Source organism: Escherichia sp. MOD1-EC6819, assembly GCF_002965765.1.
Lineage (GTDB): Bacteria > Pseudomonadota > Gammaproteobacteria > Enterobacterales > Enterobacteriaceae > Escherichia > Escherichia ruysiae.
This window is the reverse complement of sequence record NZ_PTRG01000001.1, coordinates 421,453-435,978: the sequence shown is the minus strand read 5'-3', so window position 1 is coordinate 435,978 and position 14,526 is coordinate 421,453. Positions and strand designations below refer to the sequence as shown.

The 14,526-nt window shown below is 45.9% G+C and carries 16 protein-coding genes; 11 read left to right on the top strand and 5 right to left on the bottom strand.

Annotation, left to right across the window (positions count from 1 at the left end; all coding sequences use genetic code 11):
• Window positions 1-43: 43 nt before the first annotated feature.
• Together A7Z06_RS02215 and ygiW are read right to left on the bottom strand one after the other, a co-directional pair.
• Window positions 44-526 (bottom strand): AraC family transcriptional regulator, encoded by a 483-nt coding sequence (locus A7Z06_RS02215; RefSeq protein WP_000183516.1) that lies wholly within the window; start codon window positions 524-526, stop codon window positions 44-46.
• A 52-nt stretch (window positions 527-578) separates the two neighbouring features.
• Window positions 579-971: an OB fold stress tolerance protein YgiW gene (ygiW, locus tag A7Z06_RS02210; RefSeq protein ID WP_010347824.1), complete on the bottom strand. Its 393-nt coding sequence runs from the start codon at window positions 969-971 to the stop codon at window positions 579-581.
• A 151-nt stretch (window positions 972-1,122) separates the two neighbouring features.
• Between ygiW and qseB the strand changes: the two genes are divergently transcribed.
• The 4 genes from qseB (at window position 1,123) to A7Z06_RS02190 (ending at window position 4,164) form a co-directional block, all read left to right on the top strand.
• Window positions 1,123-1,782 (top strand): quorum sensing response regulator transcription factor QseB, encoded by a 660-nt coding sequence (qseB, locus tag A7Z06_RS02205; protein ID WP_001221481.1) that lies wholly within the window; start codon window positions 1,123-1,125, stop codon window positions 1,780-1,782.
• Window positions 1,779-3,128, top strand: a complete 1,350-nt coding sequence (gene qseC / locus A7Z06_RS02200) for a quorum sensing histidine kinase QseC (RefSeq protein ID WP_000673412.1) — start codon at window positions 1,779-1,781, stop codon at window positions 3,126-3,128. Before qseB ends, qseC begins: the two co-directional genes overlap by 4 nt.
• A 109-nt stretch (window positions 3,129-3,237) precedes the next feature.
• Window positions 3,238-3,819 (top strand): NADPH:quinone oxidoreductase MdaB, encoded by a 582-nt coding sequence (gene mdaB, locus A7Z06_RS02195; RefSeq protein WP_000065430.1) that lies wholly within the window; start codon window positions 3,238-3,240, stop codon window positions 3,817-3,819.
• 30 nt (window positions 3,820-3,849) lie between these two features.
• Window positions 3,850-4,164, top strand: coding sequence for a putative quinol monooxygenase (locus A7Z06_RS02190; protein ID WP_000958592.1), 315 nt, complete (start codon window positions 3,850-3,852; stop codon window positions 4,162-4,164).
• 216 nt (window positions 4,165-4,380) lie between these two features.
• Here the strand turns inward: A7Z06_RS02190 and A7Z06_RS02185 are convergent, their stop codons facing one another.
• On the bottom strand, window positions 4,381-5,712 hold the full coding sequence (locus tag A7Z06_RS02185; protein WP_000778878.1) for an MFS transporter: 1,332 nt from the start codon (window positions 5,710-5,712) through the stop codon (window positions 4,381-4,383).
• A gap of 285 nt (window positions 5,713-5,997) precedes the next feature.
• On the opposite strand from A7Z06_RS02185, the gene A7Z06_RS02175 reads away from it, so the two are divergent.
• From A7Z06_RS02175 to A7Z06_RS02145, 7 genes are all read left to right on the top strand, one after another.
• Window positions 5,998-6,750: a GntR family transcriptional regulator gene (locus A7Z06_RS02175; RefSeq protein WP_000619463.1), complete on the top strand. Its 753-nt coding sequence runs from the start codon at window positions 5,998-6,000 to the stop codon at window positions 6,748-6,750.
• Between the two features lie 13 nt (window positions 6,751-6,763).
• Window positions 6,764-7,840, top strand: a complete 1,077-nt coding sequence (locus A7Z06_RS02170) for an ADP-ribosylglycohydrolase family protein (RefSeq protein ID WP_001033109.1) — start codon at window positions 6,764-6,766, stop codon at window positions 7,838-7,840.
• Window positions 7,840-8,838, top strand: coding sequence for an SIS domain-containing protein (locus A7Z06_RS02165; RefSeq protein ID WP_010347835.1), 999 nt, complete (start codon window positions 7,840-7,842; stop codon window positions 8,836-8,838). The genes A7Z06_RS02170 and A7Z06_RS02165 overlap by 1 nt, the downstream gene beginning before the upstream one ends.
• Before the next feature lie 4 nt (window positions 8,839-8,842).
• Entirely contained in the window at window positions 8,843-9,757 is a 915-nt protein-coding gene (locus tag A7Z06_RS02160; protein ID WP_000712980.1) for a carbohydrate kinase family protein, read from the top strand.
• Window positions 9,758-9,786: 29 nt separating this feature from the next.
• On the top strand, window positions 9,787-10,911 hold the full coding sequence (locus tag A7Z06_RS02155) for an esterase-like activity of phytase family protein (RefSeq protein ID WP_000693794.1): 1,125 nt from the start codon (window positions 9,787-9,789) through the stop codon (window positions 10,909-10,911).
• Between the two features lie 93 nt (window positions 10,912-11,004).
• Complete coding sequence (locus A7Z06_RS02150) at window positions 11,005-11,739, top strand: oligogalacturonate-specific porin KdgM family protein (RefSeq protein WP_001089848.1); 735 nt, start codon at window positions 11,005-11,007, stop codon at window positions 11,737-11,739.
• 14 nt (window positions 11,740-11,753) lie between these two features.
• Complete coding sequence (locus A7Z06_RS02145; RefSeq protein WP_001060175.1) at window positions 11,754-12,623, top strand: DUF2608 domain-containing protein; 870 nt, start codon at window positions 11,754-11,756, stop codon at window positions 12,621-12,623.
• A gap of 68 nt (window positions 12,624-12,691) precedes the next feature.
• On the opposite strand, the gene A7Z06_RS02140 is transcribed toward A7Z06_RS02145, so the two are convergent.
• Window positions 12,692-13,579: a MurR/RpiR family transcriptional regulator gene (locus A7Z06_RS02140; RefSeq protein ID WP_105279325.1), complete on the bottom strand. Its 888-nt coding sequence runs from the start codon at window positions 13,577-13,579 to the stop codon at window positions 12,692-12,694.
• Window positions 13,576-14,523 (bottom strand): iron-siderophore ABC transporter substrate-binding protein, encoded by a 948-nt coding sequence (locus A7Z06_RS02135; protein ID WP_010356901.1) that lies wholly within the window; start codon window positions 14,521-14,523, stop codon window positions 13,576-13,578. Before A7Z06_RS02135 ends, A7Z06_RS02140 begins: the two co-directional genes overlap by 4 nt.
• Window positions 14,524-14,526 lie beyond the last annotated feature (3 nt).

The window sequence follows — 14,526 nt, the reverse complement described above, 5'->3', positions numbered from 1 at the left end:
TATCGCGAGTGATTTGGCTCACACTCCGGTAAAGATTCCCCCATCACGCCAACGGCACATAGACATCCGTTTCCAGCCGCTGCTCTGACATCCCTTCAGCCAGATTAGTGTAGTGAAACAGTATCGGCGCTTTACGTATTTTCTCGCCGCTTTCAGGCAGCCACTGACGAATGATGCCCCATACCGTGCGCGAAATATCGTCCAGTTCGCCAACGTGACGAGCCACGGCATAACGTCCTCCACCAAGCTCACTATTACTCACGCCATAACGATTCTCCGGAATCGCTTCGCTAACGCTGCCGCAGATATCAAAGCGAAACGCTTCCGGCGCGGTGCTTGTAGGATCATCCCAGGCGACGCCAAATGTCTGGCTTTGGTTAACAGGAGAAAGCCCCGTCTCTTTGCGCCACATGATAAATTTCGCCACGCTATAGTTGAGCAACTCAGGGCTACAGCGATGCGGCAACAAAGCCACGCGGGTTGAAGGGAAATTGATGATGTTCACGTCCAGTGTCAGGTTTGTCATTTTGCCTCCCTGCGAAATTATTCCCGGGAACGCGTCCCGGGAGCGGTAACAATTACGGATTCACTTTACGAATCTGTTTAACGTCGATCTCAACAGAGTTCCAGTCTTTATCAACCTCCCCCTGAATCTCAACCGTATCTTTCGGAGTCACCGTCACACCGTTCCAGCGTTTGTGGTCGATATCGACATTGATAGTACCGCTGGCATCTTTGAACACGTAGAGATCGTCAGAGATGCGTTCAACGATATTGCCGCGCAGGGTTACCCAGGTATCATCACGCAGGGATTTTGCGTTTTCTACGTTAGTTACACTGCCGTTCGGCCCCTGGAATCCTCCGGTCTGACTTTGTGTTGCCGATGGGCCAGAAAAACCACCCTGCTCTGCTGCCATAACTGGTGCGCTACACAGAGCCATTACTGCAATTACTGCTGCTAATTTTTTCATGTTTGTTACTCCCTTTAATGTCTGTTTTCGAGCATTAAACAAGATACTCCTTAACAACTTCTTAAGAAAAAAAAAGAAAATTTAGTACTGTACAGAGCACGTTACAACACGGTTTACTGGCAACGAATACAGCTATCGCAGGGATGAAAAGATGCGAATTTTACTGATAGAAGATGACATGCTGATTGGCGACGGCATCAAAACAGGTCTTAGTAAGATGGGCTTTAGTGTTGACTGGTTTACGGAAGGTCGTCAGGGAAAAGAGGCGCTTTATAGCGCACCTTATGACGCAGTAATCCTTGATCTAACCTTACCAGGAATGGATGGTCGCGATATTTTGCGCGAATGGCGGGATAAAGGTCAGCGTGAACCGGTACTGATCCTGACCGCGCGCGACGCCCTGGCGGAACGCGTAGAAGGTTTGCGTCTGGGCGCCGACGATTATCTGTGTAAACCTTTTGCCTTAATAGAAGTCGCTGCCAGGCTGGAAGCACTGATGCGTCGAAGCAACGGGCAAGCCAGCAATGAGTTACATCACGGTAACGTAATGCTCGACCCCGGCAAACGTATTGCCACTCAGGCTGGCGAACCCTTAACGCTGAAGCCAAAAGAATTTGCCCTGCTGGAATTACTGATGCGTAACGCTGGTCGGGTACTGCCGCGCAAATTGATTGAAGAAAAACTGTACACCTGGGACGAAGAGGTCACCAGCAATGCCATCGAAGTGCATGTGCATCATCTGCGACGTAAGCTCGGCAGCGACTTTATTCGCACCGTTCACGGTATTGGCTACACATTAGGTGAGAAATGAAATTTACCCAACGCCTTAGTCTGCGAGTCAGACTGACGCTGATCTTTTTGATTCTGGCCTCGGTGACCTGGCTTGTCTCCAGCTTTGTCGCCTGGAAACAAACAATGGATAATGTCGATGAGTTATTCGATACCCAGTTGATGCTGTTTGCCAAACGGTTAAGTACGCTCGATCTTAACGAAATCAATGCGGCAGATCGTATGGCGCAAACACCGAATAAATTAAAACACGGTCACGTAGATGATGATGCGCTGACCTTTGCAGTCTTTACTCACGACGGCAACATGGTTCTTAACGATGGCGATAATGGAGAAGATATTCCCTACAGCTATCAACGGGAAGGTTTTGCTAATGGGCAACTGGTAGGTGAAGACGATCCCTGGCGTTTTGTCTGGATGACGTCACATGATGGTAAATATCGCATCGTTGTTGGCCAGGAGTGGGAATACCGTGAAGACATGGCACTGGCGATTGTCACTGGACAGCTCATTCCCTGGCTTATCGCGCTGCCTATCATGTTGATCATCATGATGGTACTACTGGGCCGTGAACTCTCGCCACTAAACAAACTGGCGCTGGCGCTACGTATGCGCGATCCTGACTCGGAAAAACCGCTCAACGCTGACGGTGTACCCAACGAAGTGCGTCCGCTGGTTGAGTCTCTGAATCAACTTTTCGACCGTACACATGCGATGATGGTTCGTGAACGACGCTTTACCTCCGATGCCGCTCACGAACTGCGTAGCCCGTTAACGGCGCTGAAAGTACAAACCGAAGTCGCACAGCTTTCCGACGACGATCCGCAGGCACGGAAAAAAGCACTGATACAGTTACATTCCGGGATCGATCGCGCCACCCGCCTTGTTGATCAACTGCTCACACTATCGCGGCTCGACTCGCTGGATAACCTTCAGGACGTCGCGGAGATCCCACTTGAAGATCTCCTGCAATCGGCGGTGATGGATATTTACCACACGGCGCAGCAGGCGAAAATTGACGTGCGGCTGACGCTCAACGCACAGGGCATCAAACGCACCGGACAACCGCTATTGCTAAGTTTGCTGGTACGAAATCTGCTGGATAACGCCGTGCGCTACAGCCCACAAGGCAGCGTGGTGGACGTCACGCTGAATGCCAATAATTTCATCGTGAGGGATAACGGTCCCGGTGTGACGCCAGAGGCGCTGGCGCGAATCGGCGAACGTTTCTATCGTCCACCGGGACAAACCGCCACCGGCAGTGGGCTTGGGCTGTCGATTGTCCAACGAATTGCCAAATTGCATGGCATGAATGTTGTGTTTGGGAATGCGGAACAAGGTGGATTTGAGGCGAAGGTGAGCTGGTAGTGGTGATATTGTTGCAAAATTCGCAAAAGACTTTGCACATTTTGCTAATTTCACCGTACCGCTCTGTGACGTACTATAGTCGACAAACTTCTCACCTTGAGGATAAAAAATGAGCAATATCCTGATTATCAACGGCGCGAAGAAATTCGCCCACTCCAATGGTCAACTGAACGACACCCTGACCGAAGTCGCGGATGGCACGCTCCGCGACCTCGGGCATGATGTCCGTATCGTTCGCGCCGACAGCGACTACGATGTCAAAGCCGAAGTACAAAACTTTCTCTGGGCTGATGTGGTTATCTGGCAGATGCCTGGCTGGTGGATGGGCGCGCCGTGGACGGTGAAAAAATACATTGATGATGTGTTCACCGAAGGTCACGGTACGCTGTATGCCAGCGATGGTCGTACCCGCAAAGATCCGTCGAAAAAATACGGCTCTGGCGGCCTGGTACAGGGCAAAAAATATATGCTCTCTCTGACCTGGAACGCACCAATGGAAGCCTTCACCGAAAAAGATCAGTTCTTCCACGGCGTCGGCGTTGACGGCGTGTATCTGCCGTTCCATAAAGCAAACCAATTCCTCGGTATGGAACCGCTGCCGACATTTATCGCTAATGACGTGATAAAAATGCCTGATGTTCCCCGCTATACTGAAGAATATCGCAAGCATCTTGTGGAAATTTTTGGTTAACTAGAGCTCTGGCTTTAGAAGGAGTTAACCATGCTTACAGTAATCGCTGAAATCCGTACTCGTCCTGGCCAACATCACCGTCAGGCAGTATTGGATCAGTTTGCTAAAATCGTTCCAATCGTACTGAAGGAAGAAGGTTGCCACGGCTATGCGCCGATGGTGGATTGCGCTGCTGGCGTGAGTTTCCAGTCTATGGCGCCGGACTCTATCGTGATGATTGAGCAGTGGGAAAGCATTGCCCATCTTGAAGCGCATCTGCAAACCCCGCACATGAAAGCATATAGTGAAGCCGTAAAAGGCGACGTGCTGGAGATGAATATTCGTATTCTGCAGCCGGGGCTTTGATGTTCCTGAAAAGAGGCTGGTAATTTTTATCGGCCTGAGACTGATGGCAAACGTAAGATTGCCTGATGCACTACGCTTATCGGGCCTGGCAGAGGATTGCAATATATTGAATTTGCACGATTCTGCAGGCCGGATAAGGTGTTCACGCCGCATCCGGCATGAACAACGCGCGCTTTGTCAACAAGTTAAGGTCAGTATTGCTACCGACTTTTAGTTTCATACTTCCGCCGTCTCTAAACGCGCTTTAATCTGTTCGTAATATTCATTATTAATCAGATAAAAGCGCATGATAAGTCCAGTTATCAGGTTGAGCACCGCTGGAACTATCGTCATTAATAAGCAGATCCCCCACAGCGCCTTCGGTGTTTGCTCAATGCCTGGTTGGTAGCCCATACAGGATAAAGCAATACCTATAAAGCCTCCCGCCAACCCCATACCGAATTTTTGAAAAAAGAGAATCCCGCCAAATGCCAGCCCGGAAACACGTTGCCCCGTTTTCATTTCGCCGTAATCCACCGATTCAGCAATAGATGCCCAATAGACGGGAAGCTGGATATCCGTCAGGAAGGTCACCACAATATAAAATGTAAAGGCTAACACTATAGAATCTGGTTGCACAAAATACATCGCGCCACCCACCACGAACGCCAGTAATTGGGTATAACGAAACATTTTTATTTTGTCATAGAAACGAGTAAGCCACGTGCAAGTTACCATCGCCATAACAGAAGCAATCACGCCTGAGGTTAAAAAGGGTGAAATTAAAGCATCCCCACCATTCAGATAATATTTTGCATAATATGCAGCTACAGAGTTACGAATAATCCCACCGAACATAATGACCGCGATGGCAACACCAAGAATTAGCCACTGATCATTTTTGACTAATAACCGAAACTGCGCGCTCATCCCAAGAGCAGGTCTTGGATGGTGGATACGTTCTTTTACACTAAAAAAACAATAAAGACATAAACACGTTGCCAGAATTCCCATTGCTCCCATTGCAATTTGATAACCCAGTTGTACATTATTCTTACCAAGATACATTGCAGATAAAGGAACAATAATAGTTACTGCAAACATCGCGATTTTTGTCATGACAAAACGAAAACCGTTGGCACTCAATCGCTCTTGTGGATCATCCGTGATCACGCTAATTAACGAAACATAAGGAATTGCGATGAATGTATATGTCAAGGTGAGTAAAATATAGGTCGCCCAGGCCCACAAAAGTTTCATCGAATAACCAACATCAGGCGTAATGAACATCAACCAAATGCTGATTCCAAAGGGTATCGACATAAAAAGCAACCATGGCCGATATTTTCCCCAACGCGTTATTGTTCTGTCTGTCAGCGTCCCTACAATAGGATCGATAACCGCATCAAGAATACGCACAGAAAATAACAGAATACCTAAATCTACCGGTTTCAGACCAAATATATCCGTGTAAAAATAAGTAATGATCATAGCCAAAGACATCATTACTATTGCGATAGCCATATCACCCGCGCCAAAACCTATCTTTTCATTTATCGTAAGTTTCATACACAGCACTCATTAATTATTTAAATTCATATTAAAAACAAATGTGTTAAAAATTTCAGCACATGATTTCTGTGAGTGAGGATAAATGCATTGGTAGATACCACAACAAACCATTAAATCATTATTGAACAACATCACACAAAAACCAATCTCATTTAACATCATGATTTTTAATTATAAATGTGGTTTTTTCTGTTTTATGTCACAGATAGTGAACAAGCATCATGCGTAATAAAAGCTAAAGAATGTAGAGTTGGTATCAACCACATGAAATGAGGCTTTGTCATGATAAGAATTTATAAAGCCAGTAAAGGTCAGTTAAAACATCGTGAAATCTTTGATGAAATAAAGAAAAAGATTGATAACGGTGAATGGAAAGAAGGCAAAGCTATACCAACAGAAAGAGAACTTTCAGAATATTATTTAAGCAGCAGAACAACGATTCGCAAGGCAATAGAAAGCCTGAAACAACGCGGCTATCTGCATAGTGTCCACGGGCAAGGGACATTTGTATTACCTGCTCGCAGTAGGGAAAATCATTTATTACACAGCTTTACTGATGATATTAAAGCTCGTGGCGGTATACCTGCACAGAATATTCTTGAGATGGGGTTGATTCCCGTCAGTGATGTCATCAGAAAAAATCTCGAACTGGATATTCATGTTCATACCGTATTTTACATTAAACGCATTCGTTATATGGGAAGTACACCACTGGGTATTCAAACATCATGGCTTGCATTAAATGACGGACAAGAAATAACCCAGGATGAGCTGCTGGCGACAGGTTCGCTCTATATTTTACTGGAAGAAAAACTCGCCATTAAACCTTTAGAGGCAACTGAAATTATCTCCGCCCGGCTTCCTTCCCCCCTGGAACGGACATTGCTGGAGCTGACGGCCGAAGATGTCGTATTGAGTTGTACCCGCGTCACGCTATCCGTAGAACGCAAACCGATGGAGTACGTTGAGATGGTTTATCCCGCAAGCCGCTACTCCTACAAGGCACGAATTACAAAAGATAGTTTTAGTGTGTAATAGAGAGAATATTGTGAACAAAATTGAAAAAAACGTTATTTATAACAAAATTTTAGGTTCGTTAGCCTGCGCAGGAATGGGCGATGCTTTAGGCGCGGCGACTGAACTCTACAGCATTGATGAGATAAAAGAGCAATGGGGTGGTTTTTTAAACGATTTTGTATCTCCTCCCGCCGATACTTTCGCTGGCTCATTGAAAGGTGTTGCTGGACTGATTACCGATGATTCCAGTCAAATGTATGTATTTTCAGAGGGATTAATCCAGGCTGGTTTTGATAACTTCACCAATAAGGATTGGTTGGCTTGCCTCCTGCGTTGGGCTGATATGCAGCCCTACGCAAATTACAAAGGCCCCACGACAGAACAAATCGTCAAAGCACTCAAAGAAGGTAGGCCAACAAACACCATTGGGCGCATTGGAACATCTTCTCGCCAGGCTCCCAATATCGGTACAACGAATGGTGCCGGGATGCGTGTCGCCCCAGCAGGATTAATCTGGCCAGGCAATAAAGAAAAAGCATGCAATCTGGCATTATTAACCTGTCTACCTTCGCATGACACTAATATTGCGATTGCCAGCGCATGCGCTATCGCAGCGGCAGCCTCCCAAGCCATGTTGCCGCAAGCCTCTCTTACATCATTACTGGACGCCGCAATCTGGGGAGCTAATTACGGCGAACATCTGGCAAAACAACATGCTCGGTGTGTGGCAGGACCGTCTATTGCCATGCGAATCCAGCTTGCAGCGGACATCGCCAGACGTGCTAATGATCTGGAGTCTTGCCTGCGAGAAATGGAAGGTCTGGTAGGTAACTCTGTCGCAGCTCACGAGTCAATTCCTGCGGCAATCGGCCTTCTGCTGTATTGCAAAGGAGAACCCTGGGAAACCATTTATGCTTGCGCCAATATCGGCAACGACACCGATAGCATCGCCACGATGGCAGGCGCAATTGCAGGAGCATGGCGCGGTTTTGATGCTCTCCCTAAAGACAAATATGCCTTTTTCCGTGCCGTAAATAATAAAGATTTCGACCTTGAAGCGACCGCGTCTGGCCTGACATTGCTTGCATTACAGGCACAGGAGAAATAATGAACATGTCAGCCCGTACTCCTATTATGCCATTAGCGAAAACTCGTGAGGAAATAGACACAACGGCGGCAGCGTTACGTCATTTGGCAATTATCTGGGGTGAATGTTTTTCTACTATTCAGCTCGATGAGTATGCTGTCAAACGCGTCTATATAGTGGGATCGGGCGACTCCTGGACGGTAGCACTGTGTGTCGCCGCATGGCTGGGAAAATATACACATCTGTCTTGTTCCGCATTGCAAACGTGGGATTTTCTTCAGACTGATTTAACCCGTTATCAGGAAGAAACGCTGATCATTATTCTCAGCGCGAGTGGCAGACCCTCATTGGCCGTTGACGCCTTCCACCACGCTGTATACTCAAACGCGCAAGTACTGGGTGTGACGAATTGCCCAGGAACGCCATTTTGCGCAATAACAGAAAATGTGCTCTACACATGGGCGAATAAGCAGGGTATTCCAACACAAAGTAGTAGTGTCACACTTTATGCCCTCCTGCGCTTAGTGCAAAAATTATGTCCAGACATAACACCACTGCAAATTGAAGAAGATTTGGAAGGGAAATTTAGACAGATTAATCGGCACTGGCAGCAAAAGAAGCGCCGTCTTTATCAGCAAAAAGAGATGACGTTTCTGGGTAGCGGCTTAAGTTGGGGACTGGCATTATCGGGCAGTAATTTACTTTCCTGTGGCCCACAGATTCGTGCGACAGCCCTTCCTGTGGAAGAATTCTATCATTCATTACGCTTATATCAAGTTGATGCCAGTCAGCATTATTTTTTAATACCAGCCACATCCTGCGAGTACCCATTTTACCTTGCAACCCAAAAAGCAATCATTGAACAGGGAGCAACAGCAGAATTAATCAGTTTTATACCTGACGCCAGTGAGTCCACCAATTTATTTCTGGTCATGCAGTGGTTATATGAAATGTGTTGGCATTTAAGTTCTGATTATGTCAACGCAGGCGGAAAACGCGTTAGCCATATGGAGAAATAAGGCTATGAAGAAATTTGATGTCGCCGCTTTAGGTAGTGGAAATATAGATATGTTTTTATCTATCCCGTCACTCCCCACACGTGGCGGTAAAGTGATCGGGGCACGCCTGGGCGAACAAGCTGGCGGCACCGTCGCCAACAGTGCCTGTGCGATGGGACAATTGGGTCTCGATGTTGTTTCGGTCTCATGTATAGGCAATGATCATTCGGCCTCGATCATTCTTGACGGATTTAAAAAACATCATGTGAATTGTGATTTCATTCAGGTAATCCCGGATTTAATTGCCAATACCGCGATTATTTTTATTGACGAATCAGGTGAAAAAACGTTGGTTTACTCACCTGGCAGCGATCATGAATGGGATGAAGAAAAAGCCCTACAGGCTATTGCTCAAAGTCATTATTTTTATTCGATGCCAGCCAATATAGAGAAATTTCGTATGCTGGCCCAATATGCCCATAGCCAGACGACAAAAGTCGTCGTTGATATTGAACCCCATATCGTTGCAACACCTGAGCGCCTTGCCAGTATTTTACAGCTTGCAGATATTGCGATTTTTAATTATGACGGCTTTATTCGTGGATATGCAGCAGAGCCAGATTGCACTCTTCTGCATGATATACAAGAAGATTATCAACTTGATGCTATCGTGGTAACGCTGGATGCTCGGGGAGTGATTGCGGTCAAAGGCAATGAGCAAGTGCAAATCGGTAGTTATACAATCCCCGTTCTTGATACCACAGGCGCTGGAGATACTTTTAATGGTGCCTTTATTTATAGCTTAATAAAAAACATGTCTTTAATTGAAGCTCTGAAATTTGCCTCTGCTACAGCCGCAATAAATATTACCGCGTTAGGTGCCAGAGGCCATCTGGCGACGCCATCGGAGGTTAATCTTTTTCTTTTACAACACGACTAAAAATAGATATACACACACAGGTAAACATCATGAAAATAAAACATGCCGCTATTTTTCTGGCATTACCGCTGTTATGCGCAACAGCGCAGGCAAACAGTTTTCTTCATTATGCCGGCGAGTTTAACTTCCCTACGGGAGAAAAACAGAACAATGTCACCATTGCGGGGATTTCTGCCATTACATTTGATCCCCAAAAGAATATTTTCTACGCTATTAACGATAGCAGAAACAATAATAAGGAGGGAGATGCCAGCCTTTATACGCTAAAAATGCAGGTGTCATCCAGGGGCATTGAGCAAGTAAATTTTCTCAACCAACGTCCACTGCTTGACGCAAAGCAGCAGCCTTTCATGATCAATATGGTGGATGCCGAAGGTCTGGCACTGACACACAATGGTGAATCGTTAATCTGGAGTTCGGAATTAGGTGCACCACTGCGTCTGAGCACTCTTGATGGCGTAATGGAGAAGGAGTTTACGTCTTTATTTCCTGCTCGCTTTAATATTAGCTCTGGCAAAGAGAGTACCAGTGGTATCCGCAGCGGCAATGCCTGGGAGGGCCTGACGCTTACACCTGATGGTAAATCACTTTTTATCGCCGTTGAAAGTAGTCTTAAGCAGGATGGACCTATTGCAAGCCCAATAAATTCAGGCACATCACGCTTACTGCAATTTTCTATGGATGCAGACGGTCAACCTTCAACGCAATTGCATGAATATCTCTATATTACTGATCCTGTTCCGCAAGTGAGTGAATTCGGTATTAATGATAATGGCGTATCCGAGATCCTGGCGTTGAATGATCACCAATTATTGGTCATCGAACGTTCCGGCAGGAACGTCAGTGCTGGGTTCAATGACTGGGATTACTCCGTCAGAGTTTATATGGTGGATTTAAATACCGCGAGCGATATCAAGAATATTGACAGTCTACAAGACTGGCCCAATAAATCCACGTTACAACCCGTCAGTAAAAAATTGTTGATCGATTTTGCCGATTACACTTCATCAGCGGATTGTATTGAAGGGGTAACATTCGGTCCTGAAATTGATGGGCATACATCATTAATATTTGTATCAGATAACAATTTCCAGCCTCATCAACAGACAAAATTCTATTTATTCATCGATAAGGAAAACAAACTTAAAATTTAGAATCAAACCACAGATATAAAAATTCTGACACCTGGAATTATCAGATGGTGTATTCAGCCACCAAAAATATATTTTATTCTGAAAGGGAATATTATGAACTCTTATCTTAAATTATCACTCGTAGGAATAATAACGTTATCTGGCTTTTCGCCTACGCTCACCTATGCAGAACAACCGCATGGATTTATTGATTATCGCCATGAGTATCTCGATGATACTCGCACTCACGCGGACCGTGTCGAATTTGGTACGTTTTTTAGCAACGGTATCGGCCTGATGGGGGAATTACGCTATAACACCGATGAAGGTGATAAAGATAAGTGGGACCCCTCACAATTTGGCAATAACGGAACAGGATTATCTGTCGTTTACCGCTTTAAGCCGCTGGATGACAAAAAGTTCTGGTTAGAACCCATGTTCTGGCTTGATACCACACAATATTGGTCAACTTACGAATATGGTCTTTCTGCTGGTTATGATTTCAGCAAAGAGTGGAAGGTTTCGGGTCGTTTTCGTTATGACATGGATAAAGCCACCGATAAATCTAAAGGTTATGGCAATGATGATCGTAATAACCGCCGTTACGATGTGTGGATCGATTATCGACCACAAAACACCAACTTCCAATATCAGTTAAACCTGGTCTATTACAATAATGGTTATTTAACCTGGAATGATGGTCATACAAACTACACTGCATCATTTAAAGTGGGGTATAAAATGGGATCATGGATACCTTATATGAGTGTTGCGGATTATAAAGGTGTGGATAAAACATCAAGCAATCGCCAAATCCGTTGGCGCTGGGGTCTGACCTATACTTTCTAATCTGGAATAAAAAAATGAATAATAAATTTAAAATCACCCTCTGGATGATGCTCTCTGCCCTACCTGCTTTATCTTGTGCACAGGTAAAAAATATAGTCACTAGCGAATATAGTACAGTCAATAAAATCATAACAGAAAAGGAAACTCTCTATCCTCCCAATAAGATATTATTAGTTTTTGATATTGATAATACGTTATTAACGAGTGGCACACGTATTGGCGGTGATATCTGGTATCAATGGCAAACCGGCAAACTACCGTTAAAACCAGATAGCTCACAAAAAGTTCCTTGCCTGTATGAAAATGCAATCAGTATGCTTTATGAACTTAGCCCTATGCAGCTTACCGAGTCACAGTTACCGGCGATGTTAAAACAATGGCAACAGAAACATACCGCCTTTGCTCTGACATCCAGGGCGCCAGATACACTCTTTCCAACATTACGTGAACTAAAGCGAAACGGCATTGATTTTTCTTCTTCCGCACTCAGGAAAAAAGAGGATGCTTTGCCACCCTTTGAAAAAGGAAAACTTAAACGCTCATGGTTGTACAGCCAGGGGATATTTTTTTCTTCCGGACAAGATAAAGGCGTAATTCTCGACTTTATGCTGGATAAAATGGAGAACAAATATGACGCGATTGTGTTTGTCGATGACGGACAAGCAAACATTAATGCGATGACGAAAATGTTTTCTACGGAAAAATGGTTCTCCACGGATTTTACCGTTATTCATTATACAAAAATAGAAAGCGATTTAATTAAGCAACAAGGGGCAGTCATTACACTCGCACAAACAGATATAATGAGTACCGACTGGAAGATGCTCTCTGGTTCACTGGCCAGTATATTTCCTGATCGACATAAATTGTGTCCGATCAACTAGCCCCCCCTGACAAAATGTCAGTCTTACCGGGATAATTATCATCAGGCATCTGAAATGGCTGCACCCGGTCAGCCATTCTTTCTTCCCGTTTTCAAACCCCGATGGAAATCGTTAATTCGCTTAATGGTTTTAACCGCACGCTGCGGCACTGCGGAAGCCACCGACCAGACAATCATTTCCAGGCACAACAATACCGTACCATGTAGCGGCGTTTTCCCCTTTTCATCGCCGCGCGGAACATGAATCACGATACTGGCGTCTTTGCTAAAACGCGAATCCAGAGCGTTTGTCAGCAAAATAACAGGGATCCCCAGCCGTCTTGCTTCACGCAGCGTTGTCAGTCCTTCCCGGTGTGCGGATTTTTGCGCCATCATGATCAATACATCACCACGCTGAAGCGCGATCAGTTGCTCGGCAAGGCCAATACCAGTACGGTTTAGCGCCGTGGCGGGTAAGCCAATGCGATTGAATAACCGTGCAGTATAGTCCGCCAGAATACCCGAAGCGCCAATGCCAAAAATAACAACTTGCCGCGCCTGCACCAGCATGGCTACCGCTTGTGCAAGCGCATGGCGGTTTTCAGGCTCTGACAGGACATTACAGGTATACAAATGCCCTTCAAGAACAAAATCGATTGCGGTGTTAACATCACTCGTCAAGTTACTCACCGTCGTAGACATCTTTTCGCTGGAACTAAGAGCAGGATCAAGCCACTGTTCCAGAGTGCGTTTCAGATCTCGTAGCCCCGCAAACCCCAGGGCCTGTATAGCCCGAATCACTGTGGCATCAGAAGTGTTCAATGTGGTCGCAATTTCCATCGCCGTTTGCTCGAGTACCACTTCACGATGTTCATTAATGTAGCTGGCGACGGCTCTTAACCCAGGCGTTAACTGACTCGCGCGAGTACGAAAACGCTCACCAAAAATATCAACTCGTGTTTTGTCTTTCTGAATCATTTGGCCTCCGGTAGAGGTCGCCCTGCAATTTGTGATTGTATCTGCGCGGCTATCAGCCCCAGAGATGCAAAGGAGTTAGAAATCGCCTCTTCACGAGAAATCAGCACATAGCGCCCGGAACGACAGGCCGTCAGAAACTGACACCATCCCGGCATGACTTTTTCCATTGCTGCCAGCTCATCCTGAGGTTTACCACCGGTGTCACCACGCCAGGTTGCAAAAACAAAATCGGCATCCAGTTCAGGCAAACGCTCCGCGCTCACATCCATTCGCCCACCTTCAGGAATGCTCTCAATCAGCGGCGGAAAGCGAAAACCAGCATCGCGTAATACACGCCCCAGCGAATGATAGCTATGCATCACATTAATTTTTCCCTGATTTGCCTGAATCACCGATACCGTTATTTTTTGGCTGTCCAGCGTCGCCTTCAGCGCATTGATTTGTGCCTGATAGCGGCGTTCAAGTATCGCCAGCCGCGCCTGCGTTCCTGTAAGTTCTGCCAGCTTGCGGTAGATTTCTGGCGCGCCCCCCTTGAGATGATCAATGCTCACCGTGGGCGCAATTTTTTCCAGTTGTTCAATGGGCGTATTACGGGTCGGTTCTGTGATGATCAGATCAGGCTTTGCCGCCACAATCGCTTCAATATCAATATCAGCAGTTCCAATAAAGGCTATCGATGAATTATCGAAGTCGACGCCTGTCAGTAACGCGCCTGATCGAATGAAATGGCTACCATCAGGCCGTGTTCGCCCGTGGCTGGCGACAGGAGGTACACCGAGCTCAATCAGAGGAATAGTGATATCAAGGTCGTGTAAAGAGACAATTCTCTTTGGATGTGCAGGAACAGTGACTTTGCGCCCTAAATCATCAGTAAAGACCTGAACCGGTTCTGTTGCACGGGCAAAAAATGACAACAGTATCAGCAGAGAAAAAAATAAACGCATATA